Origin of the sequence: Streptomyces sp. NPDC005266 (assembly GCF_040607655.1) — a bacterium.
Classification (GTDB): domain Bacteria; phylum Actinomycetota; class Actinomycetes; order Streptomycetales; family Streptomycetaceae; genus Streptomyces.
This window is the reverse complement of record NZ_JBEXHC010000003.1, coordinates 528787-553864: the sequence shown is the minus strand read 5'-3', so window position 1 is coordinate 553864 and position 25078 is coordinate 528787. Positions and strand designations below refer to the sequence as shown.

Sequence of the window (25078 nt, the reverse complement as noted above, 5' to 3'; positions counted from 1 at the left end):
AGAAGGTCTCTCACCGCCCCCTTGAGGCCGGACTGATTCATGTCGGCGCCGTGACGTCCCCCAGGCTGACGACGCCCAGCGGACGCCCGGCCTCGACGACCGGCAGCCGCCGCACGCCATGCCTTCGCATCAGCGCGACCGCATCGGCCACGTCCTCGTCCGGCCCGACGGTCACCGGATCCGGGGTGCACACCGCATGACAGCTGACCGCCAGCGGATCGACACCCTCGGCGACCGCGCGCAGGGTGATGTCGCGGGCGGTGAGCACACCGAGCAATTCCCCGTCGAGGGCCACGATCACATCGCCAATGTCCTGCGCGCGCATCAGCTGGGCGGCTTCGACCAGCGAGGCGTCGGGGCGGACCGAGATCACGGCCTGCGTCATGACATCCTTCACATATCGCGGCATGTTCTGCTCGCCTTCTTCGGGTGGAGTGCTGCCCGAAGTACCCGTAGCGAGCCTTTTTTACGCGCCGGAGCGTGCTTTACGCACCTGGGCGCAGGCCGAGCGCCAGGACGACCTCCTTCACGGTGTGGAACGTGCGGTCCGCCGGCAGCTGCTCGGCCAGCGCGATCAGCCGGTCCGGCGCGTGCCGCCCCCTCAGCTCGCGCAGGATCGCCTCGCGATCCGCCGGGAACGTCGTACGCCCCAGCCGCCTGGCGAACTCGAAGCGCACCGTCTCCGCCTCGCCGCCCACTCCGGGGGCGGGCACAGGCCCCGCCCACACCTCGGGGTCGTCGTCGGCGGCGGGCTCCGGGTCGTGCCACTCCTCGACACGAGTCGGGTGGCCTGAACGCATCAGCCCCTGCAGCTCGTGCTTCATCTCATCGTCCCTGTGGACATTCAGCCGGTCGCTGCCTCGCTGCATGTCGGTCCCCTTCCTGAGCGGGTCCGGTCTTTCGTCCCCTTTGCGTACCCGCCACGGCGGGATCAACACGGGGTACCCCCACGTTTGACCTCCATCCGATCGGGGACCCGACGCGTGGCCGAGCGGCCCGTAGGGAGTGAGGAGCGGCGTCGGCGCGGGAAATCAGGGGCCCGTGCCCGACGCCGCGCACTCCTGCGCACACGCCGGAGGTGCCCGGGCGCCGTGTTAGTGGCGAGGGGGCCGGGTACCCGGTCCGCATGGCTGAGAATCCACTGCTGGTCAGACATGGCGAGGCCCTCGACCTGTTCACCGACCGCGTCCACGCGATCGGGCCCGACCAGTGGGACGACCCGACGCCCTGCACCGAGTGGACCGTCCGTGACCTGGTGAACCACCTCACCGTCGAGCAGATGTGGGTGCCGCCGCTGGTCCACGACGGCTCCAGCGTCGCCGACCAGGGCGACGCGCTCGAAGGCGATCTGCTGGGCGAGGACCCCGTCGCCGCCTGGGACGCGGCAGCCGACGCCGCCCGTGCCGTCTTCCGGGAGTCCGGTGCGCTCGAGCGCACGGTCGGCCTCTCGTACGGGGAGAGCCGGGCCACGGACTACTGCGCCCAGATGACGGCCGACGCGACCGTCCACGCGTGGGATCTGTCGCGGGCCATCGGGGCCGATGAGCGCCTTCCGAAACCGCTGGTCGACTTCTCGGTGCGGGAGGTGGCCCCGTATGCGGCGGATCTCGAGGAGAGCGGGCTCTTCGCCGCGCCGGTGGAGGCGCCGGCGGGGGCGGATGCGCAGACCAAGCTGCTGGCCCTGCTGGGCCGCGCGCCGTGACCAGGGGGCGCTCCGCCCCGGCCGTGGGCCAGGTCGAGGCCTGCCCCGGCTGTAGGTCGGGTCGAGGCCCCGGCTGTAGGTCGGGTCGAGGCCCCGGCTGTGGGCCAGGTCGACGCCCCGGCCGTAGGCCAGGTCCACGCACCGTGGGCCAGGTCGAGGCCCCGGCTGTAGGCCTTGCCAGGTCGAGGCCCCGGCTGTGGGCCAGGTCCGCGCCCCGGCGCCCCGGCTGTAGGCCAGGTCCACGCACCGTAGGCCAGGTCCAGGGGGTCGAGCCCCCTGGACCTGGCCCTGTGGTGGGCAGTGATCAGCACCGCACCAGTGGCCGTCCCCAGTGCCGGTGTGCCGCTATGGCCTCCGTGAACGCCCGCGTGAACTCCTCGCTCGTCGAGCCCGTCGTGGTGTCCGTGACCACTCCCTGGTCCGCACACACATGAGCATGCTCCGACGCGATCCGCAGACCATCCGGCTTTATCGACGCCAGCACCCCGACGCCCGACCCCAGCGCACCGATCGGCTTGCCGTGCAGATACGCGTCGCGGATGAACCGCATCGCGTTCGGGTCGGTCGACAGGTCCGGCGTGCCCGCCGGGCCGCCCGGGATCAGGACGGCATCGTAGAGCACCGAGGCGACCGTCGGCAGGGCGCGGTCGACCGTGTAGCCGTTGCCGTCGCTGCCGCGGACCTTGCCGTCGTGCTGGGCGAGGGCCTCGACGACGGCGCCCTGGGTGGTGAGCGCCTCCTGGGCCTGGCTCAGCTGGTCGGTGTCCACGCCGTCCGTGACCAGTACCGCGATGGTGCGGGTGTGGATCGTCTGTTCGCCACGGAGGTTCTCCAGGCTGAGGGCGGGGGAGGAGGCCTGCTGGTGGGTGGTGCCGCCCGGGGCGGGGTTCGGGACCCCGATGCCCTTGGCCACCGCTGTCGCCAGGCCGTAGTCGACGTTGCTGAGCTCCTCGACCGTACGCTCCCGGACCTTCATCGCGTTGACCTTGCCCAGCTCGAAGCGGAAGGCGTCCACGATGTGCTGCTTCTCCCAGTCGCTCATGCTGTTCCAGAACAGCGCCGCCTGGCTGTAGAAGTCCTTGAAGCTCTCGCTGCGCCTGCGGATCTTGTGGCCGTCGACCCGCTCCGCGTAGTGGGTGAAGGCGTAGCCGTCGGGCCCCGCGAGGGCCGGGCAGCCGCCGCCGAGCGAGTTGGGGGAGTAGTTCGTCCCGGTGTGGATCGCGGTCTGGTGGTAGCCGTCGCGATGGTTGGTACGGACCGGCGCGACCGGCCGGTTGACCGGGATCTGGGCGAAGTTGGGCCCGCCGAGCCGGATCAGCTGGGTGTCCAGGTAGGAGAAGTTGCGGGCCTGGAGCAGCGGATCGTTGGTGAAGTCGATGCCGGGGACCACATTCGCGGTGTGGAAGGCGACCTGCTCGGTCTCGGCGAAGAAGTTGTCCGGGTTGCGGTTCAGGACCATCCGGCCGATCGGCCGCACCGGCACCTGCTCCTCCGGAATGATCTTCGTGGCGTCCAGCAGATCGAAGTCGAAGTTGAACTCGTCCTCCTCCGGGACCAGCTGGACCCCCAGCTCGTACTCCGGGTAGGCGCCCGCCTCGATCGCCTGCCACAGATCGCGCCGGTTGAAGTCCGGGTCCCGCCCCGCGCACTCCTGCGCCTCGTCCCACACCAGCGAGTGCACACCGAGCTTCGGCTTCCAGTGGAACTTCACGAAGGTGCCCCGCCCCTGGGCGTTCACGAAGCGGAAGGTGTGGACCCCGAACCCCTGCATCATCCGGAAGCTGCGCGGAATCGCCCGGTCCGACATCAGCCACATCATCATGTGGAGGGTCTCGGGCTGGAGTGAGACGAAGTCCCACAGGGTGTCGTGCGCGGAGGCGCCCGTCGGTATGTCGTTGTGTGGCTCGGGCTTGAGGGCGTGGACGAAGTCGGGGAACTTGATGCCGTCCTGGATGAAGAAGACCGGCATGTTGTTGCCGACCAGGTCGTAGTTGCCCTCCGAGGTGTAGAACTTCGTCGCGAAGCCCCGCACGTCCCGCACCGTGTCCGCCGAGCCGCGCGGGCCCTGCACGGTCGAGAACCGCACGAAGACCGGGGTGCGCACGGACGGATCCTGGAGGAAGGCGGCCTTGGTGAACTCGGCGCAGGACTCGTACGGCTCGAAGTATCCGTACGCGCCCGCGCCGCGCGCGTGCACCACCCGCTCCGGGATGCGCTCATGGTCGAAGTGCGTCATCTTTTCGCGGAAGTGGAAGTCTTCCATCAAGGTCGGGCCGCGCTCGCCCACCGTGAGTGAGTCGTCGGTGTGGTCGATCGCCACCGCCTGGTCGCTGGTCAGCGGGCCCTCGCAGGGGTCCGGGGCCAGATGCTGCTCACGCTGCCGCTGCTTGCGGTCCGGATCCGTCATCGTGCCGCTCCCTTTGTCGCCGTGGCCTTGGTGAACACGTCCACGATCGCCTCGTTGAACGCCTTGAGGTCGGCAGGCTTACGGCTGGTGATCAGGGTGTTGGGGCCGCCTTCGCAGATCTTGACCTGCTCGTCCACCCAGACGCCGCCCGCGTTGGTGATGTCGGTGCGCAGGCTGGGCCAGGAGGTGAGGGTGCGGCCGCGTACGACATCGGCCTCGACCAGGGTCCAGGGGGCATGGCAGATGGCGGCCACCGGCTTGCCCGCGTCGAAGAAGCCCTTGACGAAGGCGACGGCCCGCTTGTCGAGCCGCAGCAGGTCGGGGTTGGCGACCCCGCCGGGCAGGGCGAGCCCGTCGTACTCCTCGACCGTCGCGTCCTTCACCTCCTGGTCGACCTCGAAGGTGTCGGCCTTGTCGAGATGGTGGAATGCCTGGACCCGGCCGGACTTGGTGGACACCAGACGGGGCGTGCCGCCGGCGTCGCGGACCGCCTGCCACGGATCGGTGAGTTCGACCTGCTCAATGCCTTCCGGGGCGACAAGAAAGGCGATCTTCATGCTGATCACGTCCTTCCGGTGATATCCGCGTTCGGTGTCCTCCGAGTGTCCGGGAGGCGGGTAGCCAGCAGGTTGAGGACGAAACCGCGGCTGCCACCTTCTGTGACGCTTCAGCCACGGTGGCCGGCCCGTGACGCGTCAGTCACGGCGCTGGGCGCGGGACGACCGGTGCGGCAAGAACTCCTGCATCTTCGCCTTCAGCCCATGCCGCACCATGCCCGCCCGGGCCTGGTCGCCCTTGATGATGGCCTCGAGCGTGGACTCCAGCTGCTCCCAGGTGGCGTGCGGAGGGATCGGCGGTACGGACGGGTCGGTCAGGAATTCCACCACCGCCGGGCCCTCGGCGTTCAGCGCCTCGCGCCACGCCGGTTCGACCTGCTCGGGCTTCTCCACCCGGATGCCGGTCATGCCCAGTGATTCCGCGAACCGCGCGTAGGAGACATCGGGGATCTCCTGCGAGGGCGTGAACTGCGGCGCGCCGCCCATCGCCCGCATTTCCCAGGTCACCTGGTTGAGATCCTGGTTGTTCCAGACGCCGACCACCAGCCGTGGATCCTCCCAGGCGTCGCGGTACTTGGCCGCCGTGATCAGCTCCGACATCCCGTTCATCTGCATCGCGCCGTCCCCGACCAGCGCCACCACGGGCCGCTCCGGCTGGGCGAACTTGGCGCCGATCGCGTACGGGACCCCGCACCCCATCGTGGCCAGCGTGCCCGACAGCGAGGCGCGGATCCGGGCGCGCATCCGCAGATGGCGGGCGTACCAGTTGGCGACGGAGCCGGAGTCGCAGGTGATGATGGCGTCGTCGGGGAGCAGGGGGTCCAGGCAGTGGGCCACGTACTCGGGGTTGATGGGGTCGGCGGAGAGCTCGGCGCGCCGCTTCATCACCTCGCGCCACCGCCGGACGTCCGCGATGATCTCCTCCTGCCAGTCGCGGTCCTCCTTGCGGTGCAGCAGCGGCAGCAGCCGCAGCAGCGTCTCGCGTGCGTCGCCGACCAGATTGACCTCGTAGGGATAGCGCAGCCCGATCATGTGCGGATCGAGATCGATCTGTACTGCCCGCGCCTTGCCGTACTCGGGCAGGAATTGTGTGTACGGGAAGCTGGAGCCGACCGTCAGCAGCGTGTCGCAGTCGCGCATCAGCTCGTACGAGGGGCGGGTGCCCAGCAGCCCGATCGCCCCGGTGACATACGGCAGTTCATCGCTCAGCACGTCCAGTCCGAGCAGCGCCTTGGCGACACCGGCGCCCAGGGTCTCGGCGACCTGCTGGACCTCGGCGCGCGCCCCGGCGGCGCCCTGGCCGACCAGCATGGCGACCCGGTTGCCCGCGTTCAGCACCTCCGCCGCCCGCTCCAGCGCCGTGGTGGACGGCACCGCCGACCAGCCGCTGCGGTCCAGGCTGGAGGGGACCATCTTGAACTCATGGGTGGGCGGGGAGTACTCGAGCTCCTGGACATCCGCCGGGATGATCACGGCGGTGGGGGCGCGGCGGGCGTAGGCGGTGCGGATTGCCCGGTCCAGGACGTTCGGCAGTTGCTCGGGGACGGTCACCGTCTCCAGGAAGTCGGAGGCGACGTCCTTGAAGAGGCTGTGCAGATCCACCTCCTGCTGGTACGAGCCGCCCATCGCGCTGCGGTGGGTCTGGCCGACCAGGGCCACCACCGGGACATGGTCGAGCTTGGCGTCGTACAGGCCGTTCAGCAGATGGATCGCGCCGGGTCCGGAGGTCGCCGCGCAGACTCCGAGGCGGCCGCTGAACTTGGCGTAGCCGACAGCCTCCAAGGCGGCCATCTCCTCGTGCCGGGCCTGGATGAACCGCGGTTCGTTCTCGCTCCGTCCCCAGGCCGCGAGCAGTCCGTTGATCCCGTCGCCGGGGTATCCGTAGACATCCCCGACGCCCCACTCGCTCAGTCGGGCGAGGACATAGTCGGCGACGGTCATGGTCATGGGCGTCACTCCTGGGAACGGGAGCCTCCGGCTCAGCCGGCCAGCTGCGGCAGCACCTTGCTGCGGTAGAAGTCGAAGAAACCGCGCTGATCGGGGCCGATCTGGTTGACGTAGACGGTGTCGAACCCGGCGTCGGCGTACGCGGTGAGTGCGCGGACGTGCGCGTCGGCGTCGGGGCCGCAGACCACGCGCCGAGCCATCCGCTCGGGGGTGACCAGCTCGGCGGCCTGCTCGAAATGGGCCGGGGTGGGCAGCGTCGACAGCAGCAGGCCGGGCAGCGCCTCGCTCGGCCACAGCCGCAGTGCGGTGTTCAGCGCCTCTTGGGTGTCCGGACCCCAGCACACCTTCAGGCCCCCGCGGACGACTTTGGAGTTGCCGCCCGCGCCGCTGCCGCGCCGGAAGCGCTCCACCAGCTCGGCGTCGGGGACCATGGTGATGAAGCCGTCGCCCACCCGCCCGGCCAGCGCGGCGGCGGCCGACCCGAACGCCGCGATGTCGATCGGCACGGGCTCCTCCGGCACCGTGTACAGGCGTGCGTTCTCCACGGTGTAGTGCTTGCCGTGGTGGGTGACCTTGCGCCCCTCGAACAGCTGGCGCATCACCGCGATGGCCTCCTCCAGCATCTCCAGCCGGATGGCCGGCGGCGGCCAGCGGTCGCCCAGCACATGCTCGTTGAGAGCCTCGCCGCTGCCCACGCCCAGCCGGAACCGGCCCTCCAGCAGTACGGCGCTGGTGGCCACGGCCTGGGCGACGATGGCGGGGTGGATCCGGATGATGGGGCAGGTCACCGCGGTCTGGATCGGCAGGCTGGTGGCCTGTGCGAGCGCGCCGATGACCGACCAGACGAAGGAGGCCTGGCCCTGTGCGTTGTTCCAGGGGTGGTAGTGGTCGGAGATCCACAGTGCCGTGAAACCGGCCTGCTCCGCCATCCGTGCCTGCTCGACGAGTGCCGCGGGCTCGTGTTCCTCGGCCATAAGGAAATAGCCGTACTCGGTCATAGGGCCCTCCTCGAGCGCGGGGTGCCGACGCGACGGGTAACCGGCGCCCGGGGAAGAAAACCGGTTTGGAACGGCCGTGAGCGGGCACGCGACCCGTGTGCTTCGGACCGGAGGCACGCCACGGGAGCAATGCGGCTGCTGGAGGCGTGTCGTGGACGGTCGCCCGATTCATCCGGGATCGCTCCCCATGGCGACATTGACCACAGCCCGAGGGAGACACCGGCGTATGACGCCCGTACGAGCACACCCCACGGTGCGGCGCAGCGCCGGGTCAGGCTCCCGAGGCGGGTGTCTCGGGGGCCGGGGCGCGGGGGGCGGCCGACGGCATGGTCAGGGCTATGTGGCGGCTGAAGCGATCCGCCGCTCCCGCCTCCGCCATTTCGAAGGCGCCGCGTCCACCCGTACGGAAGAGCGTGAGCGCACCGCGGACCGGGGCCGTCGGGGAGGTCCGCAGGGGCAGGCACAGCAGTGAGGTGACCTCCTCGCGCACCAGCACGGGCGCGCCCGCCGCGTCCCGGCCGAAGGCGTCCGCGTCGGGCGGGCTCACCCGGAGGGCGGATACGCCCTCGGACAGCGCGTCCATCACCAGGGGGCAGTCGGCCGGGGCCTGTCCGGTCAGGGAGGCCGTACGGTCGCCGGCGGCGTCCGGCGGGCCGAGCGCCACCACCCGGCGCGGGGCGTCCCCGGCCTCGCCGGACGGCGCCAGATCGCCGATCACCCAGTCCGCGAAGCGCCCGGCCAGCACCTCGGCCGCCCGCACCAGTACGGCCTCGGGCCCGGCTCCGGCGAGGGCGGACCCGAGGAGCGCCGTCGCCATGTCGTCTACGAGGTCCAGCAGTTCCGCGTGGCGCGTCACCTCCGCGAGAGCCGGTCCCGACCGCGGCCCGCGCGGGCCGGCCGCGCCACCCGCCCGGCCCCTCGCCTCGTCCATCCCCGGCTGGAACGCCGCCAGCACCGCCGGTTGCGGTTCGCCCGGCGGCCGCAGCGCGGCCAGGGTCACCCGCATCCCGCCGTCGGCCGTCGGCTGGGAGACCCGCACCGAAAGGCTGCGGTCGCCCTCGCCGCGCGCGACCGCGGCGACCTGTGAGCGCAGCGCGGCCTGTCCGTCGCGCCGCAGTGACGCGGTGAGGGGACGTCCGGTGGCGTATCCGGCGCGGGTGTTGAACAGTTGGGTGGCGGCGAAGTTCATCCGCCGGACGACGGACTCCCGGTCCATCAGGACGACGGCGATCGGCATCCGCTGGAACAGCGCCCGCAGCAGCTGCTGTTCATGCGGGTCGGCACGGCCCCCGCCCGGGATCCGGGCCACCGCGGCCAGTTCCTCGTACCGTGGCCACAGCACATCCGCCACATGCTGAAGTTCGAAAAGAGCGGCGTCCAGGACGGACGGCCGCTCCTGCGGGGGCAGAGCCCGCGCCGTTCTCAACTCGTCGACCCGTCTGCGGAAGTCTCTGAGCTCCGCACCGAATTCCCGCGCCCCGGACATGGCCACACGGTAACCTGACCGGCCCCGTGAGTCGGCCTTGGTGTTGTTTTCCGCGCAAAGCCGGGGGAAGCCGGAAAATGAGGGTTCCGCGCGGGGGCGGGACCGGAGCTCTGCCGCCTCGGAGTGAAAGGACCGGACTCGGCGATGCCGGACCGCGCGCGCAGCCGCCCCACCCCGACCCGCCAGACCGACGCGTCGTCCCTCGGACGCGGGCTGGCCGACCTCGCGGAGCAGGCCGCCTCGTGTACCCCCGCCAGCTGCGGGGCCACCGCCACCGCCGTCCTCACGCCGGACGCGGGCACGGACGCGGACGGCGAGCCCACCACCGCGGCCACCCACCCCGATCTGTCCGGGCTGGTGTCGGTGCAGCTGAGCACGGGGGAAGGCCCGATCCTCACGGCGCGGGCCACCGGCCGCCCGGCGTGCGCCGAGGATCTGCTGTACGACCGGCGCTGGCCGCGGTTCCGGGCCAGCGCGCTGGACGCGGGCGTACGCTCCAGCGCCACCCTGCCCTTCGTCTGCGACGGTCTCACGGTGACCGTATCGGTCTACGGATTACGCCCCGGTTGCCTGGAGAAGGCGGCTCAGGGCACCACCGAGCTGCTCGGCGATCTGACCACCGAGAGCCTGGCCCGGGACCGGCTCTACCGTGCCGCCCTCGTCCAGGTCGATCAGCTGGACGCGGCGCTGCGCGCCCGCCCGGTCGTCGACCAGGCGTGCGGCATCGTCATGTACCTCCGCGGCTGCGACGCCGACGACGCCTTCGAGCTGCTGCGCCGGCTGTCCCAGCGGACCAACCGCAAGCTCACCGAGCTCGCCGGGAACGTGGTGCGCACCCGTGGCCGCGGCCTGGAGAAGGAGCTCGTCGCACTGCGCCGCTGAACTCCCGGACCGCCCGTGTCGCCCTGCCGCCGCATCCCCCGATCTGCGAAGGTGGACAGGTCGGCACAGACAGGCGGAGGTGTGGACGAATGCAGCGGCAGTGGACCGCCCCGGCTCCGGCGGACCGGGACGACGGCGGCCTGCCGGTCCTCCCGGAGCTGGCCGAGCGCTTCACCGAGGCGGCCGCCCACACCGCGCCGGAGCCGGTCGGCGGGTCCCTGGAGCTGCGCTCGGCCGCGTGCGGCTACTGGTCGCGGCGAGGGCTGTGGACCGATCCGGCGCATGTCGTGGTCGCTCCCGGCGCCGAGCCCCTGCTGCTCGCGCTGCTCTCCTCGGCCTCCGGCGGCGAGGTGCTGCTGCCCCGGCCCTGCGCCGCCTGGTACCCGCCGCTGGTGCGGCTGGTCGACCGGCGGGCCTACCACGCCCCCGTACCGGCCGAGTGCGGCGGGCTGCCCGATCCGTTCGCGCTGCTGGAGACCGTCCGAAGGATCCGCGCCGAGGACGGGCGGCCCCGGATGCTGATGCTCTCGGTGGCCGACGATCCGACGGGCACCGTGGCCCCGCCCGAGCTGCTGCACGAGGTGTGCGAGGCGGCGGTGGACGAGGGGCTGCTGATCGTGAGCGACGAGACCTGGCGGGACACCGTCCACCATCCGCATGGCACGGTGCTGCTCAGCCCCGCCGAGATGTTCCCCGAGGACGTCATCGTGCTCGCCGATCTCGCGGGTGCGTTCACCCCGGCCGGCTGGCCCGCCGCGATCGCCCGGTTCCCGGCCACCGAGCGCGGGATCGAGCTGCGGTGGCGGGTGCTGTCGCTGCTCACCGCCGTGCGCTCCACGCTCCCGGCCCCCGTCGCGGCGGCCGCCACGTACGCGCTCGGCGAGCCGGAGCCGGTGCGCGCGCGGATGGCCGTCGCGGCCCGCGCGCACGGGGCCGTGGCCGCCGCGGCCTATCGTGCGCTGACCGCCGTCGGGGCGCTGTGCCGTCCACCGCAGGCCGGCCGTCATCTCTACGCCGACCTGGACGAGCTGCGCGCCGTGCTCGCCGCCCGCGGTATCACCGACTCGGTGGAGCTGGAGCGCGAGCTGACCCGGCGGCTGGGGCCCTCGGCGGCCGGGGGTCATCGCTTCGGCGATCCCCCGCACACCCTGCGGGTCCGGGTGGCGACCGCGCCGCTGCTCGGGGCCGACGACACGGCACGGCTGCGCGCCCTCGACGCGTCCGATCCGCTGGAACTGCCGCATGTGGCGATGGCATTGGCCGCCTTCGAGGCGGACTGCCGCGAGCTGATCGAGGCCGGCCCGGGCTGACCGGTCCGGCCGGCCGAGTGCCCGCATGCCGTCCTAAGCCGAGGGCCGCCGCCGAAGGGCCGGCCCGGACCGGAAGGGAGCCCACGCCATGACCGACCAGGCAGACCAGACCGGCGACGCCGAGCGGGCCAGGCGGGTGGAGCCTGCCGGGCGGCCTCGCGCCGAGCTCGGCGCGCCGGGCCGGCCCCGGCTCGGCCCGGCGACCCCCGAGCTCGCCGCCCCGCGTCCGCTCGGCGAGGTCCGCACCTGGCCGCGGTCGTTCCTCCACCGGCTCACCTCGCCGCTGCCGGGCGTACGGGCGATCGCCCGGCTGGCCAGGGAGGGGCGGCTGCGGCCACCGGTCGAGACGCTCCACGAAATCCCCGAACTGCCCTTCGCCCCGGGGCCGCTCCCGCTGACCGGCCCCGGACAGACGGCGCTCACCTGGGCGGGGCACGCCAGCTGGGTCATGCGGATCGGCGGGCTGACCGTGCTCACCGACCCGGTCTGGACACGGAAGATCATCGGCACCCCGGCCCGGGTCACCCCGGTCGGGGTCCGCTGGGAGGACCTGCCGCCCGTCGACGCGGTGGTCATCAGCCACAACCACTACGACCACCTGGACGCGCCCACGGTCAAACGGCTGCCCCGGGACACCCCGATGTTCGTCCCCGCCGGGTTGGCCGGCTGGTTCCGGGCGCGCGGGTTCACCCAGGTGACCGAGCTCGACTGGTGGGAGGCGGCCGAACTGCCCGGCGAGAGCGGCCCCGTCCGCTTCGACTTCGTCCCCGCGCACCACTGGAGCAAGCGCACTCTGACCGACACCTGCCGCTCGCTGTGGGGCGGCTGGGTCCTCACCGCGCCCGACGGACAGCGCGTCTACTTCGCGGGGGACACCGGCTACGGCCACTGGTTCCAGGAGATCGGCCGTCGCTACCCCGGGATCGATCTGGCGCTGCTGCCCATCGGCGCGTACGACCCGCGTTGGATGCTCCGACCGGTGCACACCGATCCCGAGGAGGCCGTACGGGCGTTCGGCGACCTGGGGGCGCGGGTGCTGGTCCCCATGCACTGGTCGACGTTTCTGCTCTCCGCCGAGCCTCCGCTGGAGCCGCTGCACCGGGTCCGCGCGGCCTGGGAGGCCACGGGCCGGCCCCGGGAGGCGCTGTGGGATCTGCCGGTGGGGAGCTCACGGGTGCTCGAGTAGCGGGCATTCGGGCGAATCTGACACAAAGGTAATGAGCGGGTCATAAGTGGCGAGTGGTGCACGGCGCACCTAGTTTCCTGTTCATGCGTACACGAAAACTTCGCTATGCCGTCGGCCTCACGGCCGCGCTTGTCGTCGAACTCGGTTCCCTCCCCGCCGCGCACGCCGCCCCCACCCCCGCGGCCCGGCAGCACATCGTCCACCCCGGAGAGTCCATCCAGGCCGCCGTGGACGCGGCACGGCCCGGGGACACCATCGAGATCCGGCCCGGCACCTACCGGGAGAACGTCCAGATCACCACCAGCCGGCTGACCCTGCGCGGCGCGGGCCAGAGCACCGTGCTCCGCCCGGCCGCGCGTGCCTCGGCCAACGCCTGCGGCCGGGCCGGCCACGGTGTGTGCATCACCGGGACGGCCCAACGCCCCGTCACCAATGTGCGGATCCGCTCCCTGACGGTCTCCGGCTTCCCCAAGAACGGCATCTGGGGCTCCGGCACCGACCGGATGGACGTCCGCAAGGTCGTCACCGAGAAGAACGGCCAGCAGGGCATGGGCCAGCAGCTTTCCACCCGGGGCGTCTTCATGAACAACGTCTCGCGCGGCAACAAGGAGTCGGGCATCTTCCTCGCCAACACTGTCGATGCCGAGGGCGGCGCCACCGACACCCTGGGCACCGAGGTCTCCGGCAACCGGCTGAGCGGCAACCGGATCGGCATCGTGGTCCGGCGGCTGCGCAACCTCACCGTCGAGCAGAACACCGCCACCGGCAACTGCGGCGGCGTGTTCATCGTGGGCGACGAGTCCACCCCGCGCGCCGGCGACCTGACCGTACGGCACAACGCCGTGCACGAGAACAACGCATACTGCGCGCCCAACGCCCGGCTGCCGTTCATCCAGGGCGCCGGCATCGTGCTCACCGGCGCCGAGGGCGCCCGGGTGACCGGCAACCAGGTCCACAACAACGTGGGCACCTCGCCCATGTCCGGCGGGATCGTGCTGTTCGGCAGCGTCGTCGGGACCCCGAACTCCAAGAACGCCATCAGCCGGAACGTGCTGAGCGCCAACAAGCCGGCCGACCTGGCCGACCGGGACAAGGGTCCCGCCAACACCTTCACCGACAACGTCTGCGAGCTGTCCGTGCCCACCGGCCGGTGCTGAAAGGCAACGCCATGACGACCATAGGGACCACCCCCGCCCCGACCACCCCCACCACACCCGCCGACGCCCCGGCCCCCGCCCACCAGGCGGGCCCGACGCCGGCGGCCATGCAGCTGCGCGAGGTCGCCTTCGGCGCCGCGCGGGCGGCGGCCGTGCGGGCCGCCGCCCGGCTCCGCATCGCCGACGCGCTGGGGGAGCGGCCCGCCTCCCTCGGCGAACTCTCCTCCGCCGTGGACGCCGAGCCCGATCCGCTGCGCCGGCTGCTGCGCGCCCTGGCCTGCTGCGGGATCTTCGCCGAGACCGACGACGGCCGCTTCACGCACACCCCCATGTCCCGGCTGCTGCGCGAGGACGCCCCGGGCAGCCTCCGGAACATCTGCCTGTGGTGCACCGAACCCTGGACCTGGGAGGCATGGCCTCAGCTGGACCGGGCGGTGCGCTCGGGCGGCGTCATCTTCAACGACATCTTCGGCAAGGACTTCTTCCGCTATCTCCACGAGGACGCACCCGAGTCGGCCAAGGTGTTCGACCGGGCGATGACCACCTCCAGCCGGCAGTCCGCCGCGGACGTCGCCGACTTCCTCGACCTCGACGGCGTCAAGGAGGTCGTGGACATCGGCGGCGGCCAGGGCCATGTGCTCGCCGGCCTGCTGGGCAAGCATCCGGCACTGCGCGGTACGCTCCTGGACCTGCCGCAGGTGGTGGCGAACGCCGATCCGCGGCTGCGGGACGGCGGGCCGCTGGCCCCGCGCGCCACGCTGCTGCCCGGCGACTGCCGTCAGGAGATCCCCGTCCAGGCCGATCTCTACATCATCAAGAACATCCTCGAATGGAACGACGAGTCCACCCGGCGCACGCTCGGCAATGTGGTCGCGGCGGCGCGGCCCGGCGCGCGGGTGGTGGTCATCGAGAACCTCGTCGACAACAGCCCCTCCCACTTCACCACGGCGATGGATCTGTTCCTGCTGCTCAATGTGGGTGGCCGCAAGCACACCGCGGAGAGCATGGCCGCGCGGATGACCGAGGCCGGTCTGAACGTGACGGACATCCGCCCGGTCAACGGCTATCTGCACGCGTTCGAGGCCACGGTGCCCGGCGCCTAGCCGGCCGCACCGCGCAACACGGTGCCCGCGTCGTTCTCACGACGCGGGCACCGTCTTCTTGTGTCTGCGATCAGGCCCAGCGGTACGAGGTGAGGTGCGCGAAGGCCACCACATTGGCCGTGTAGTCCTTCGCCGCGTGGTCGTACGCCCCGCCGCAGGTGATCAGGCGCAGCTGGGCGTCGGGGGTGTCCCCGTACACCTCCTGGTCCGGGAAGGCGTTCTTCTTGAAGGTCTGCACCTTGTCGACGGCGAAGGTCGCGATGGTCCCGTCCTCGCGGGTGATGTCGACCTTGCTCCCGGGCTTGAGCGAGCTGAGCGTGTAGAACACCGCCGGTCCGACCTTGGTGTCCACATGCCCCGCCACGACGGCGTTGCCGCGCTCACCGGGGGAAGGGCCGCCCTGGTACCAGCCGACGAGGTTGTTGTCGGTGTCGGGCGGCGGGATCAGCATGCCGGTGGAGTCGAGCGACAGCGCGGTGAACGGCGCACTCACCCCGATCGAGGGGATGTCCAGATGTGTCGCGGGGGAGCGCGGCAGCGCGGGTCCGGGCCGGGACTCGGGGGTGGCCGTCGGATCCTGGGGCTCCTCGGCCGGGAACTCCTCGGCGGCCTCCGGCTCCTCTGACGCGGGCGCGGGCGCGGACGCGGTGACCGCGGGCTCGGCCACGGCCGGCGAGGACTGGGAGGACGCGTCAACCGAGTTGTAGATGAGGAAGACTCCGATGAGGGCCGACGCCGCGGCCCACCGGAGGGTGCGGGTGTTGCTGTCGGTCCCGCCGTGCTTGGCAGCCTTGCCCATAGGGGTGTTCGCCTTTCTCACAGCGCCCGTGGCGCTGCCGTGGCACCTCCGCCGAGCGGTGATGCCACGGCAGCACGGGATTCACAAGCGTCAGGCTCAGATCGCGGTGCCCGAGGGCTTACGGCGACGCAGGGCGTAGGCGCCGGCGCCGAGGCCACCGAGGAGCAGGACGGAACCGGCGGCCATGCCGCTGCCCGTGGTGGCCATGCCGCCGCCACCGGTGTGGACACCGCCGCGCGGCTTCTCGCCCTTCCACGAGCCGCCGTCCCAGTCGCCCTTCTTCTCCTCGGACCAGCCGCCCTTCTTCTCGTCGGACCAGCTGCCGTGGTCCTCCTTGTCCTTGCCGGACCAGTCGTGGTGCTCCTTGCCCTTCTCGGACCAGTCGCCCTCGTCCTTGCCCTCGTGCTCCTTGCCCTTCTCGGACCAGTCGCCCTCGTCCTTGCCCTCGTGCTCCTTGCCCTCTTCCTTGTGCTCCCGCTCCTTGTCCTTGTCCTTCCACGAGCTGCTGCCCTGACCGTAGCCGTCCTCGGAGGACTCCTGGCTGCTCGAGTACCCACCGTGGCCGCCCGGGTCCGAGACGTCGGCGGCGAACGCGGCAGCAGGGGCGCCCAGGGTCAGGGTGGCGGCAATCGCCGCCCCGGTGAAGAGTGCGCGAGTAGATCGCATGAGTCATTCCTTCCGGCGCTTGCCGCGATACTGACTATTTGCCAGATAAAGGGATCGCGGCGGCGTCTTAACCACCGTCAGCGAAGAGGAGCGCACCCGCCACTTGGCGCGGCCTGCAATCTGGCGGGTTGTAAGCCCTCTGGGTGTAGATAAGCGCAGTGATCACCCATTCGCCGCGCGAATGGGCTGATGGCTTATCACCTTTTCGGCAGACCCGGCCCCGATCGGCTCGAAAATGACGTGGGTATCCGCTCATGCGAAGTATGAGTATCCGATCATACGAAAGGGCCGCCGACCGATACCCACACGGTCAGCGGCCCTGCGACGGGGGTGGAGGCGGCCGGTGGCGGCCCGGCCCGCACGCGGCGGCCCTAGCTCCGGTCCCGCTCCCAGCGGTAGAACTCGTGCGCCATGGCGTCCTTCGGCTCGCGCCAGGTCTCCGGGTCGTATGCCTCGACATAGGCGGTGAGCCGCTCACTGATGGCACGGAATTCCGGATGGCCGGCCATTCTCGCGACCTCGGGCCCCGGCGGCCGGTCGGCCTCGATCAGATGCAGATACACATCGTGGAACTGGAACAGGCTGCGGCCGGTCACCCCGATCAGATGCGGCAGTTCACCGCGATCCGATTCCTCGAATACCGAAGCGATATCCGCGGCGGAGCCGTCCTTCATCCGGGCGACGATCAGGGATCGGTACATGACCTACGCCTCGACCCGCGCGCGGGCGCGCTGCTCGATCTTGTCCCGGATGAGCTCCATCTGAATCTTCGAATTCCTGTTGATGTGCTCCGTCATTCCGGCGTCGTCCACCGGGGCGTCGGGCTTCATTTCGAAGTCCTGGGTCCAGCGCATTCGGGTGCCCGCGGGCTCCTCGTCGTACTCCCAGCGGATGTTCATGAAGGCGAAGGGGCCCGTCTCGACCCGGCGCGCCCACACGGTCCGCACATCGCGGGCCGTCTCCCGCTCGGAGACCCAGCTCCAGATCTTCCCGTTCTCATCGGGGTGCATGGTCAGCCGGAAGGTGGTGGTGTCCCCGTTCCGCTGCAACACCTCGACCGACGCGTACTCACTGAACAGCTGCGGCCAGTTCTCCAGGTCGTTGGTCATGTCCCAGACGAGGTCCAAGGGCGCCGCGATCACGATCTCGTTGTCGGTGTGGCCGGCCATCTCATGCTCCCGTGGTCAGTGAGGTGTTGATGACATCGAGGAAGTCGCCAGGGGTCTTGCAGCTTTCGGCACCCGGTTCGATCGGGGTGCCGTAACGGTTCTCCAGTTCGCCGACGATGGCGAGCAGACCGAGCGAGTCCAGGCCGTACTCCTCGAAGGTGGAGTCCGGCCGCGTCTGCATCATGTCCGGGTCGACGGTGAGACCGGCACAGCGCCTCATGAGCGAGGCCAGCTCCTCGTAGGACAGTTGACTGGGCATCACATATCTCCTTCCGGTCCGCGGAGCACGAGCGCCGCGTTGCAACCCATGAGCCCTCGGCTCAGCACCAGCGCGGTCCGCGGCTGGATGGGGCGGGAACTGCCGGTGACGAGGTCGAGGTCATGGCATACGTCGGTGACGTACGGGGTGGGCGGTACGACGCGGTGTTCCATGGCGAGCACCGCGGCCGCTACGTCCAGGACGGGAGCCGCGCAGTACGCCCGGCCGAAGCCGGTCTTGGGTGCGGTGACCGGGACCCGGGTGCCATGTGCGCCCAGCGCGTCGGTGATCGCGAGTGCCTCGGCGCGGTCGGCTTCCGGCGTACCGATCGCGTCCGCGAACACCACATCGATCTCCTCCGGCGCGCACCCCGCGTCGTCGAGGGCGGCGCGGATGGCGTGGGCGAGCCCCTCCCGGGACCGCTCCCATTGCGACGGTCCGCTGAAGGTGGAGGCATGGCCGAGGATCCGGCCGCGGACGCGGGCGCCGCGGCGCAGGGCGGCGCCCTCCTCCTCGACCATCAGCATGGCCCCGCCCTCGCCCGGCGCGAAGCCACAGGCGTCGGTGGTGAACGGCAGATAGGCCCGGCCCGGTTCCCGGGCCAGGCTCATCTCCTCGTAACCGAGCTGGCAGACGATCGAGTACGGCGCGAGCGGCGCCTCGGCGGCGCCCACGACGATCGCGTCCGCCCCGTGCCGGATGGACCGGCAGGCGTGCGCGAGCGCGTCGAGACCGCCCGCCTCGTCGTTGGCCAGCACCCCGCAGGGGCCTTTGAACCCGCCGCGGATGGAGATCTGGCCGGTGCTCGCCGCGTAGAACCAGGCGATGGACTGGTACGGGCCCACATACCGCGGCCCCTTGCCCCACAGCTGTTGCAGCTCGCCCTGGCCGAACTCGCCGCCCCCGGATCCGGCGGCGGTCACCACGCCCACCGCGAACGGGGACATGTCCTTCGTGGGCAGCCGGGCGTCCTCCACGGCCAGATCGGCCGCCGCCATCGCGAAGTGCGTGAAGCGGTCGGTCTGGACGAGGTAGCGCTCCTCGACCATCGACCCCGGCTCGAAGCCCTGGACCTGGCCCGCGACCCGGAGCGGAAAGTCCTCGCAGCCCTCGCGGGAGACCCGGTCGAGAAAGGTCATCCCTTCTCGTACGGCCTTCCAGAAGGCGTCCGTGCCCACGCCGTTCGGCGCCACGATCCCCAGGCCGGTGATCGCGGCGCCACGCCGGGCGTGCCTGTTCTTCTGCCTGCTCGCCGGAGCGCTCAGCGATGCGTTCATGACGCACCTCCGTGGCTGAGGACCACCGCCGACTGGAAGCCGCCGAACCCACTGCCGACCGAGAGCACATGGCGCAGCGGCAGGGAGCGGGCAGTGCGCGGCACATAGTCCAGATCGCACTCGGGGTCCGGGTCCTGGTAGTTGGCGGTCGGCGGCACCACACCGTGGGAGAGCGCCAGGGTGCAGGCCACGATCTCGATCGCCCCGATGGCGCCCAGGGAGTGGCCCACCATCGACTTGATCGAGCTCATCGGCGTGCGATACGCGTGCTCGCCCAGTGAGCGCTTGACCGCCGCCGTCTCGTGCCGGTCGTTCTGCTGGGTGCCGGAGCCGTGTGCGTTGACGTAGTCGATCTCGGAGGCGTCGATGCGCGCATGGCCCAGTGCATGGTCGATGGCCTCGGACATCTCCAGGCCCTCCCGGGTCAGACCGGTCATGTGGTACGCGTTGCCGAAGGTGGCGAACCCCTTGATCTCGCAGTAGATCCGGGCCCCTCGGGCGCGCGCGTGCTCCAGTTCCTCCAGGACGAGCACGGCCGCGCCCTCGCCCAGGACGAAGCCGTCGCGGCGGGCGTCGAACGGCCGCGACGCATGCGCCGGGTCGTCGTTGTTAGCCGAGGTCGCCTTGATCGCGTCGAAACAGGCCACGGTGATCGGGGAGATCGGCGAGTCCGCCGCCCCCGCGATGCACACATCGGCCCGGTTCTCCTCGATCGTCTGGAAGCCGTAGCCGATCGCGTCCAGACCCGAGGTGCAGCCCGTCGAGACGGTCTGCACCGGGCCCTGGGCGCCGATCAGCTCCGCGACGCCGGAGGCCAGCGCGCTGGGCGAGAACGCGCGATGCAGATGCGGACCGGCCCTCCGGTGGTCCACATCCCAGCTCTCGCCCCTGTTGCTGACCGCGACATAGTCGTTCTCCAGCCGGGTGGTGCCGCCGACCGCGGTGCCGAGCGACACCGCGGTCCGCCAGCTGGCCTCCGGCTCCGTGTCAAGGCCCGCGTCCCGTACGGCCTCCTGGGAGGCCGCCAGGGCGAACTGCACATACCGGTCGGAGTGTTCCACCTGCTCCACCGTCAGCCCGCAGGCATACGGGTCGAAGTCGACCTCGGCGGCGATCCGCGAACGGAACCCCGCCGGATCGAAGAGCGTGATCCCGCGCGTCGCCGTGCGCCCGGCAGTGAGCGTGTCCCAGAAGGCCGGAACACCCACGCCCCCCGGTGCGACCACGCCGAGCCCGGTGATCGCCACCCGTCGCGTCACGATGACGCCTCGGCCGGCTCGGTGGCCTCCGTGTCCACATGCCCAAGCTCGGGACGGGGGGCCAGCGGTCCCAGATGGAAGACCATCCGGGCCTCGCTATCGCCCACATTGCGGAAACGGTGGCGCATGTCGCGGGGGATCAGGAGGCCCTGGTCGGGACGGAGCGCATGCGCGGTCCCGTCCAGATCCACCTCCAGATCCCCGCGCACGACGAACACGAACTCCTCGGAGTAAGGGTGGTAGTGCTCGCCGATGCGCTCACCGGGCCGCATGATGGCCAGGCCCATGAAGCCGCTCGTGGCGCCCACCGTGTTGGGGGTCAGCATGGCGCGCAGATCGCCACCGCGCCGGGTGTTGGGAGCAACTCCGGCGAGGTCGACGATGTGGGGGGACTGCGTGGTCATGTTCGGTGCCTCCGGACGTGGGGACGTTAAGGGACGTGGGGGAAGGCAAAACGTCAGTAGTCCGCCGCCCGGCGGTCGGTGATCGGGACCATGTCGCAGTCCGCGAGGAAGCGCCGCAGCCCCTCCTCCGACGACAGGTCCCGGCCGGCGGAGAGGTCGACAAGACGGCTCAGCACGGCCGCGGCGCGCGGGCCGCCGACACCGGCGGACAGCGCCGGATCCCGGTCCAGCGGGGCGCTGAGGTCCACCAGCCGGACGACGGTGTCCTGCTGCTGGAAAGTCGTGCTGCTGAGCAGGGGGCACCCGGTGGTCTCGGACCCGCCCGGCCCACCCCCCGCCGCTCCGGTGAGCGCCAGCTCGTCCTGGCGGGCCAGCAGCCGGGCGACCGCCGTGCCGCAGCCCTCCTTCACCGGGTACATCAGCGCATGACGCCGTATGGCGGTGACCTGCCGGGTGTCCTTGGCCGACGCATGGTGCACCATGGGCATCGCCGCGGCCGCGAAGTAGTCCCGCGCCGACTCCGGGTCGTCCAGCTCGCGGGAGACCTCCAGATACGGGTTGATGGCCTCCTCGACCGCCCTGACCTCGGGCTGCATGGCCACATGGCGCAGCGCCGTCATCAGGTCGCCCTTCACCTCGACGGCCCGGACCACCCGGTTGCCGCTCATGAACAGCGAAGTGCGGCACAGCCGGGTGGTGTCGTTGACGCGTGCTTCGGGCGAGGCGTAGTCGGCCAGGATCGCGGCCACCTCGTCCTCGCTGCCCGGCTTGACGTTGAAGACCAGGGCATGCCGGATCACCCCGTCTCCGGTCCGCGGGGCGGCCTGCAGCCGGCCCCTGGACGGGGTGTCCTCACCGCGTGGCGGCATCTCCCGCAGGATCCCGAACCGCAGCGACCGGGTGTCCTCCACACATCCGTGCATCGGTTTGACCATCTCGCGATGCTCTTCGCTGTCCACCCAGGCGAGGAAGGGCGGGGCGCTCTCCCACTCGCTGGTGATCAGCCACTTGCAGGGGTCCTCGATCGACTGGCACAGCTGGTCGCTGAGGTGGCCGGGAACCGAGGCCACCTGCTGGCACAACTCGTCGTACGCGCGCAGAAAGCGCTCTTCGGCACCGCTGCGCACATCCAGCAGCAGCACCACACGCAGTCGGGAGTCGGGCAGGATCGACTGCATGCTCATAGTGGGTGTCATGGTGGGCTGTGGAGCCTGGGGCACGGTGCTCATGTTCCACTCCTCCTAGGGGGGACGCGTCCTTCCTGGACGCGTCGCCCGCTAGACGATCGTGGAGCGCTCCCACCGGATGGCGCGAGATTTGTGAGCCATCTGAGCGAACGCCAGGTCAGAGGCTCGGAGGGCCCCTCGAAGACCGGGCATAGCGACACAATGAAACCTCTTGCCGACAACGACGACACTGCTGAGCGGGTGCCCGTCCTGATCACGGGCGGCTCCCTGGTGGGACTGTCCGCCTCGCTGTTCCTGGGCCGTCTGGGCATCGGCCATCTGCTGGTGGAAAAACACGCGCGCACCTCGATCCACCCCCGCGGACGGGGCAACAACGTGCGCACGATGGAGCTGTTCCGGACCGCGGGCGTGGAGTCCGCGATCCGCGAGGCCGCATCCGTCCTGGCCGAGAACCACGGCATCCTTCAGGCTGAATCCCTCACCGGAACGGACCACAACTGGCTCTTCCGTGACATCGACCCCGGCGGCAAGATCGGCCGGATCAGCCCCTCGGGCTGGTGTCTGTGCAGCCAGAACGACCTCGAACCCGTGCTGCTGCGGGCCGCCCAGGGCCTCACCGGCGAACTGCGCTTCGGAACCGAGCTGATCTCCTTCGAGCAGGACGCCGACGGGGTGACCGCCGAGATCCTGGACCGCGCGTCGAAGCGGCGCGGCACGGTCCGCGCCGAGTACCTCATCGCCGCCGACGGCCCCCGCAGCCCCGTCCGCGAACGGCTCGGCATCGGCCAGAGCGGACACGGCGAGCTCTTCCACAACGTGTCCATCACCTTCCGCGCCAAGCGGCTCGCCGACGCGGTCGGCGACCGCCGCTTCATCGCCTGCTATCTGACCAACCCCAAGGCCGACGGGGCGCTGCTCCCGGTCGACAACCAGGAGCACTGGGTCTTCCACGCGCCCTGGCACCCCGAGAACGGCGAGCCGCTCGAGGCGTTCACCGACGAGCGCTGCGCCGACCACATCCGCACCGCCGTCGGCATGCCCGATCTGGAGGTGGAGATCACCGGGAAGGCCCCCTGGCATGCGGCCGAGCGGGTGGCGGACCGCTACTCCGAGGGACGGGTCCTCCTCGCCGGGGACTCCGCGCACGAGATGTCGCCCACCGGTGCCTTCGGCTCCAACACCGGTATCCAGGACGCCCACAACCTCGCCTGGAAGCTGGCCGCCGTCCTCGGCGGCTGGGCGGGCCCCGGGCTGCTGGAGAGCTACGGCGCCGAGCGCCAGCCGGTCGCCAAGGCCACCAGCGCCCGCGCCGCCGCCCGCTCGGCCGAGCACAGCCACCCCGGCTACTCCGCGCCCCCCACCGCCGGGCCGCAGTCCAATGTGATGGCCGTGGCCATGGGCTATCGCTATGTCCAGGGTGCGGTCATGGGCACGGACCCCTCGGCCCCCGTGGTCCCCGAGCAGTTCACTCTCTCCGCCGAGCCCGGCAGGCGCGCCCCGCACATGTGGGTCCACCGCTGCGGTGTCCGCCTGTCCACCCTCGACCTGTACGAGCGCACCTGTGTGCTGCTCACCGGCCCGGGCGGCGCCGCGTGGCACGAGGCGGGCGGCCATGTGGCCGAGGACCTCGGCATCCCTCTCGACCGCTACCGGGTCGGCAACGAGCCCGACCATGAACTCGCCCCCGAGCCGGGCGTCGACTGGGCCGAGCTCCATGGCACGGCCCCCGACGGCGCGGTCCTCGTCCGCCCCGACGGCTTCGTGGCCTGGCGCGCGGAGCGCTCCGTGCCCGACCCGCAGGCCACGCTGACGGAGGTGATGCGGCAGGTGCTGAGTCTCACCCGTTGAAGGCACCGGCTGGCCCGGGTCCCCGTCCCCGGGTCAGCCCGCCGGTTCGCTGGAGGCGGTGCGGCGGCGGGAGCGGAGCCGGCGCCGGAGGGAGGGGGCGATGCTGATCGCTATCGTCAGCAGGACGGCCGCCGCCACGCCCTCCCAGGGCTCGCGGAAGAGCGAGCCGCCCAGGATGCCGATCAGCTGATACGTCCCGGCCCAGGCCGGCGCCGCCGGTCCGGCGCCCCGGGCGAAGCGGCGCATCGGCATCCGGGCCAGCAGACAGGCCAGCATCACCGGGATCCGGCCCGCCGGAATCAGCCGGGAGACGACCAGCACCGCCACCCCGTGCTCGGTCAGCCGCGCCTCCGCCTGTGCGAGGCGTTCGGGGGCGGCGCGGTCGTGGATACGGGTCAGCCAGCGGGAGCCGTTCTTGGAGCGGACGCCGCGCCGGCCGAGCCAGTAGAGGACGACGTCGCCGAGGAAGGCCGCCAGGGAGGCCACCGCGAAGACGACCAGGAGGGAGAGCGCGGGGGTGGACTGGTGGACGGCGACGACGGCGGCCGAGCTGACCAGCGCGCCCGTCGGCACCACCGGGACCAAAGACCCCAGCACCACCAGCACGAACAGCGAGGGATAGCCCACCGCCTGCTGGGCCGACTCCGACGGCAGACTCCGCGCCAGCTCGGTCAGATCCGGTAACACCGTCATGGCCGGGCCGGCTCCAGCCGGACACTCTCCCCGTGCCCCAGCCGGTGCACCGCCGCCTGGGGGGCCAGCCGCCCGGCGTGCCGTACGAAGTCGTCGCCCGGTGCGTGGAATTCATGCGGACGGACCGCGTCCATACCGATCGGCCAGTACGTCCCGTAGTGCACCGGCACCGCACTGCGCGCCCCCAGCCGCGCCAGCGCCCGCGCCGCCCGGCTCGCGTCGAGATGGCCGTGGCCCAGGTAGGGGCCCCAGCCGCCCACCGGCAGCAGCGCCACATCGCACGGGCCGACCGCCTCCGCCATCGCGTCGAACAGCCCGGTGTCGCCCGCGAAGTACGTCGTCGCCTCGCCGCGCACCACAAACCCCAGGGCGGGCACCCGGCTCGGCCCGTACGGCAGCCTCCGGCCGTCGTGCGCGGCGGGGACGGCCCGGATCCGTAGGTCGCCCACCGTGAGCTCGTCCCCCGGCCGCATCTCCGTGACCCGCAGCGCGCGTGCCGCGACCACCCGCCGCAGCCGGGGCACCGCCCGCCCGGCGCCGTGCGGCACGACCAGCCGGGTGCCGGGCCGCAGCCGGGCGAGCGAGCCGAGGTGGAGGTGGTCGGCGTGGAGATGCGAGACCAGCGCGACATCGGCCACCGCCGCGGCGGCCGGTGGCACGGGCCCCCGGCGCCGCCGCAGATGCGCGAGGCGCCGTACGAACAAGGGGTCGGTCAGCACCCGTACGCCGGAGTCCTGCACCGTCGCGGTGGCATGTCCCCACCACGTGATCTCCACCGGCAC

General features: G+C 71.4%; 25 protein-coding genes. 7 read left to right on the top strand and 18 right to left on the bottom strand.

What is annotated here, in order from left to right; genetic code table 11:
* Positions 1-37: 37 nt before the first annotated feature.
* The gene (locus ABZU99_RS08950) at positions 38-409 is read right to left on the bottom strand and encodes a CBS domain-containing protein (RefSeq protein WP_355944688.1); all 372 of its coding nucleotides are present in this window, start codon (positions 407-409) and stop codon (positions 38-40) included.
* 76 nt (positions 410-485) lie between these two features.
* Positions 486-869, bottom strand: coding sequence for a DUF2795 domain-containing protein (locus ABZU99_RS08945; protein ID WP_355944687.1), 384 nt, complete (start codon positions 867-869; stop codon positions 486-488).
* Between the two features lie 257 nt (positions 870-1126).
* Between ABZU99_RS08945 and ABZU99_RS08940 the strand changes: the two genes are divergently transcribed.
* Positions 1127-1702: a TIGR03086 family metal-binding protein gene (locus ABZU99_RS08940; protein ID WP_355944685.1), complete on the top strand. Its 576-nt coding sequence runs from the start codon at positions 1127-1129 to the stop codon at positions 1700-1702.
* 304 nt (positions 1703-2006) lie between these two features.
* On the opposite strand, the gene ABZU99_RS08935 is transcribed toward ABZU99_RS08940, so the two are convergent.
* The 5 genes from ABZU99_RS08935 to ABZU99_RS08915 form a co-directional block, all read right to left on the bottom strand.
* Entirely contained in the window at positions 2007-4109 is a 2103-nt protein-coding gene (locus ABZU99_RS08935) for a catalase (RefSeq protein ID WP_356044649.1), read from the bottom strand.
* Positions 4106-4666 carry a type 1 glutamine amidotransferase domain-containing protein gene (locus ABZU99_RS08930; protein WP_355944681.1) on the bottom strand — a complete coding sequence of 187 codons (561 nt, stop codon included), beginning with the start codon at positions 4664-4666 and terminating at the stop codon, positions 4106-4108. Before ABZU99_RS08930 ends, ABZU99_RS08935 begins: the two co-directional genes overlap by 4 nt.
* Before the next feature lie 138 nt (positions 4667-4804).
* Positions 4805-6613 (bottom strand): thiamine pyrophosphate-requiring protein, encoded by a 1809-nt coding sequence (locus tag ABZU99_RS08925; RefSeq protein WP_356044646.1) that lies wholly within the window; start codon positions 6611-6613, stop codon positions 4805-4807.
* Between the two features lie 32 nt (positions 6614-6645).
* Positions 6646-7611, bottom strand: a complete 966-nt coding sequence (locus ABZU99_RS08920; RefSeq protein ID WP_355944679.1) for a TIGR03557 family F420-dependent LLM class oxidoreductase — start codon at positions 7609-7611, stop codon at positions 6646-6648.
* A gap of 271 nt (positions 7612-7882) precedes the next feature.
* The gene (locus ABZU99_RS08915) at positions 7883-9097 is read right to left on the bottom strand and encodes a PAS domain-containing protein (RefSeq protein ID WP_355944677.1); all 1215 of its coding nucleotides are present in this window, start codon (positions 9095-9097) and stop codon (positions 7883-7885) included.
* A gap of 144 nt (positions 9098-9241) precedes the next feature.
* Here ABZU99_RS08915 and ABZU99_RS08910 point away from each other — a divergent pair, with 144 nt between their 5' ends.
* From ABZU99_RS08910 to ABZU99_RS08890, 5 genes are all read left to right on the top strand, one after another.
* Entirely contained in the window at positions 9242-9979 is a 738-nt protein-coding gene (locus ABZU99_RS08910) for a GAF and ANTAR domain-containing protein (protein ID WP_356044641.1), read from the top strand.
* 89 nt (positions 9980-10068) lie between these two features.
* Positions 10069-11289: an aminotransferase class I/II-fold pyridoxal phosphate-dependent enzyme gene (locus ABZU99_RS08905; protein WP_355944673.1), complete on the top strand. Its 1221-nt coding sequence runs from the start codon at positions 10069-10071 to the stop codon at positions 11287-11289.
* Positions 11290-11377: 88 nt separating this feature from the next.
* The gene (locus ABZU99_RS08900; protein WP_356044638.1) at positions 11378-12475 is read left to right on the top strand and encodes an MBL fold metallo-hydrolase; all 1098 of its coding nucleotides are present in this window, start codon (positions 11378-11380) and stop codon (positions 12473-12475) included.
* 83 nt (positions 12476-12558) lie between these two features.
* Positions 12559-13632, top strand: a complete 1074-nt coding sequence (locus tag ABZU99_RS08895; protein ID WP_355944669.1) for a right-handed parallel beta-helix repeat-containing protein — start codon at positions 12559-12561, stop codon at positions 13630-13632.
* A gap of 11 nt (positions 13633-13643) precedes the next feature.
* Complete coding sequence (locus ABZU99_RS08890; protein WP_356044635.1) at positions 13644-14735, top strand: methyltransferase; 1092 nt, start codon at positions 13644-13646, stop codon at positions 14733-14735.
* A gap of 70 nt (positions 14736-14805) precedes the next feature.
* On the opposite strand, the gene ABZU99_RS08885 is transcribed toward ABZU99_RS08890, so the two are convergent.
* The 9 genes from ABZU99_RS08885 to ABZU99_RS08845 form a co-directional block, all read right to left on the bottom strand.
* Complete coding sequence (locus ABZU99_RS08885; RefSeq protein ID WP_355944665.1) at positions 14806-15534, bottom strand: class F sortase; 729 nt, start codon at positions 15532-15534, stop codon at positions 14806-14808.
* Positions 15535-15630: 96 nt separating this feature from the next.
* Positions 15631-16200: a hypothetical protein gene (locus ABZU99_RS08880; RefSeq protein WP_355944663.1), complete on the bottom strand. Its 570-nt coding sequence runs from the start codon at positions 16198-16200 to the stop codon at positions 15631-15633.
* A gap of 371 nt (positions 16201-16571) precedes the next feature.
* Complete coding sequence (locus ABZU99_RS08875) at positions 16572-16901, bottom strand: TcmI family type II polyketide cyclase (RefSeq protein WP_355944662.1); 330 nt, start codon at positions 16899-16901, stop codon at positions 16572-16574.
* 3 nt (positions 16902-16904) lie between these two features.
* The gene (locus ABZU99_RS08870) at positions 16905-17369 is read right to left on the bottom strand and encodes an SRPBCC family protein (RefSeq protein WP_355944660.1); all 465 of its coding nucleotides are present in this window, start codon (positions 17367-17369) and stop codon (positions 16905-16907) included.
* Between the two features lies 1 nt (position 17370).
* Positions 17371-17628 (bottom strand): acyl carrier protein, encoded by a 258-nt coding sequence (locus ABZU99_RS08865; RefSeq protein WP_355944659.1) that lies wholly within the window; start codon positions 17626-17628, stop codon positions 17371-17373.
* Positions 17628-18905 (bottom strand): ketosynthase chain-length factor, encoded by a 1278-nt coding sequence (locus ABZU99_RS08860; protein ID WP_355944657.1) that lies wholly within the window; start codon positions 18903-18905, stop codon positions 17628-17630. Before ABZU99_RS08860 ends, ABZU99_RS08865 begins: the two co-directional genes overlap by 1 nt.
* The gene (locus ABZU99_RS08855) at positions 18902-20164 is read right to left on the bottom strand and encodes a beta-ketoacyl-[acyl-carrier-protein] synthase family protein (RefSeq protein ID WP_355944655.1); all 1263 of its coding nucleotides are present in this window, start codon (positions 20162-20164) and stop codon (positions 18902-18904) included. The genes ABZU99_RS08860 and ABZU99_RS08855 overlap by 4 nt, the downstream gene beginning before the upstream one ends.
* On the bottom strand, positions 20161-20568 hold the full coding sequence (locus ABZU99_RS08850) for a cupin domain-containing protein (protein WP_355944653.1): 408 nt from the start codon (positions 20566-20568) through the stop codon (positions 20161-20163). The genes ABZU99_RS08855 and ABZU99_RS08850 overlap by 4 nt, the downstream gene beginning before the upstream one ends.
* Positions 20569-20621: 53 nt before the next feature.
* The gene (locus ABZU99_RS08845) at positions 20622-21797 is read right to left on the bottom strand and encodes a SchA/CurD-like domain-containing protein (protein ID WP_355944652.1); all 1176 of its coding nucleotides are present in this window, start codon (positions 21795-21797) and stop codon (positions 20622-20624) included.
* A 159-nt stretch (positions 21798-21956) separates the two neighbouring features.
* On the opposite strand from ABZU99_RS08845, the gene ABZU99_RS08840 reads away from it, so the two are divergent.
* The gene (locus ABZU99_RS08840; RefSeq protein WP_356044629.1) at positions 21957-23603 is read left to right on the top strand and encodes an FAD-dependent monooxygenase; all 1647 of its coding nucleotides are present in this window, start codon (positions 21957-21959) and stop codon (positions 23601-23603) included.
* Positions 23604-23636: 33 nt separating this feature from the next.
* Here the strand turns inward: ABZU99_RS08840 and ABZU99_RS08835 are convergent, their stop codons facing one another.
* Complete coding sequence (locus ABZU99_RS08835) at positions 23637-24296, bottom strand: VTT domain-containing protein (RefSeq protein WP_356044626.1); 660 nt, start codon at positions 24294-24296, stop codon at positions 23637-23639.
* Positions 24293-25078 (bottom strand): MBL fold metallo-hydrolase, encoded by a 786-nt coding sequence (locus ABZU99_RS08830; protein ID WP_356044623.1) that lies wholly within the window; start codon positions 25076-25078, stop codon positions 24293-24295. Before ABZU99_RS08830 ends, ABZU99_RS08835 begins: the two co-directional genes overlap by 4 nt.

Coding starts and splice junctions, on each gene's coding strand:
- ABZU99_RS08950 (WP_355944688.1), bottom strand. CDS start 409: ATGCCGCGATATGTGAAGGATGTCATGACGCAGGCCGTGATCTCGGTC.
- ABZU99_RS08945 (WP_355944687.1), bottom strand. CDS start 869: ATGCAGCGAGGCAGCGACCGGCTGAATGTCCACAGGGACGATGAGATG.
- ABZU99_RS08940 (WP_355944685.1), top strand. CDS start 1,127: ATGGCTGAGAATCCACTGCTGGTCAGACATGGCGAGGCCCTCGACCTG.
- ABZU99_RS08935 (WP_356044649.1), bottom strand. CDS start 4,109: ATGACGGATCCGGACCGCAAGCAGCGGCAGCGTGAGCAGCATCTGGCC.
- ABZU99_RS08930 (WP_355944681.1), bottom strand. CDS start 4,666: ATGAAGATCGCCTTTCTTGTCGCCCCGGAAGGCATTGAGCAGGTCGAA.
- ABZU99_RS08925 (WP_356044646.1), bottom strand. CDS start 6,613: ATGACCATGACCGTCGCCGACTATGTCCTCGCCCGACTGAGCGAGTGG.
- ABZU99_RS08920 (WP_355944679.1), bottom strand. CDS start 7,611: ATGACCGAGTACGGCTATTTCCTTATGGCCGAGGAACACGAGCCCGCG.
- ABZU99_RS08915 (WP_355944677.1), bottom strand. CDS start 9,097: ATGTCCGGGGCGCGGGAATTCGGTGCGGAGCTCAGAGACTTCCGCAGA.
- ABZU99_RS08910 (WP_356044641.1), top strand. CDS start 9,242: ATGCCGGACCGCGCGCGCAGCCGCCCCACCCCGACCCGCCAGACCGAC.
- ABZU99_RS08905 (WP_355944673.1), top strand. CDS start 10,069: ATGCAGCGGCAGTGGACCGCCCCGGCTCCGGCGGACCGGGACGACGGC.
- ABZU99_RS08900 (WP_356044638.1), top strand. CDS start 11,378: ATGACCGACCAGGCAGACCAGACCGGCGACGCCGAGCGGGCCAGGCGG.
- ABZU99_RS08895 (WP_355944669.1), top strand. CDS start 12,559: ATGCGTACACGAAAACTTCGCTATGCCGTCGGCCTCACGGCCGCGCTT.
- ABZU99_RS08890 (WP_356044635.1), top strand. CDS start 13,644: ATGACGACCATAGGGACCACCCCCGCCCCGACCACCCCCACCACACCC.
- ABZU99_RS08885 (WP_355944665.1), bottom strand. CDS start 15,534: ATGGGCAAGGCTGCCAAGCACGGCGGGACCGACAGCAACACCCGCACC.
- ABZU99_RS08880 (WP_355944663.1), bottom strand. CDS start 16,200: ATGCGATCTACTCGCGCACTCTTCACCGGGGCGGCGATTGCCGCCACC.
- ABZU99_RS08875 (WP_355944662.1), bottom strand. CDS start 16,901: ATGTACCGATCCCTGATCGTCGCCCGGATGAAGGACGGCTCCGCCGCG.
- ABZU99_RS08870 (WP_355944660.1), bottom strand. CDS start 17,369: ATGGCCGGCCACACCGACAACGAGATCGTGATCGCGGCGCCCTTGGAC.
- ABZU99_RS08865 (WP_355944659.1), bottom strand. CDS start 17,628: ATGCCCAGTCAACTGTCCTACGAGGAGCTGGCCTCGCTCATGAGGCGC.
- ABZU99_RS08860 (WP_355944657.1), bottom strand. CDS start 18,905: ATGAACGCATCGCTGAGCGCTCCGGCGAGCAGGCAGAAGAACAGGCAC.
- ABZU99_RS08850 (WP_355944653.1), bottom strand. CDS start 20,568: ATGACCACGCAGTCCCCCCACATCGTCGACCTCGCCGGAGTTGCTCCC.
- ABZU99_RS08845 (WP_355944652.1), bottom strand. CDS start 21,797: ATGAGCACCGTGCCCCAGGCTCCACAGCCCACCATGACACCCACTATG.
- ABZU99_RS08840 (WP_356044629.1), top strand. CDS start 21,957: ATGAAACCTCTTGCCGACAACGACGACACTGCTGAGCGGGTGCCCGTC.
- ABZU99_RS08835 (WP_356044626.1), bottom strand. CDS start 24,296: ATGACGGTGTTACCGGATCTGACCGAGCTGGCGCGGAGTCTGCCGTCG.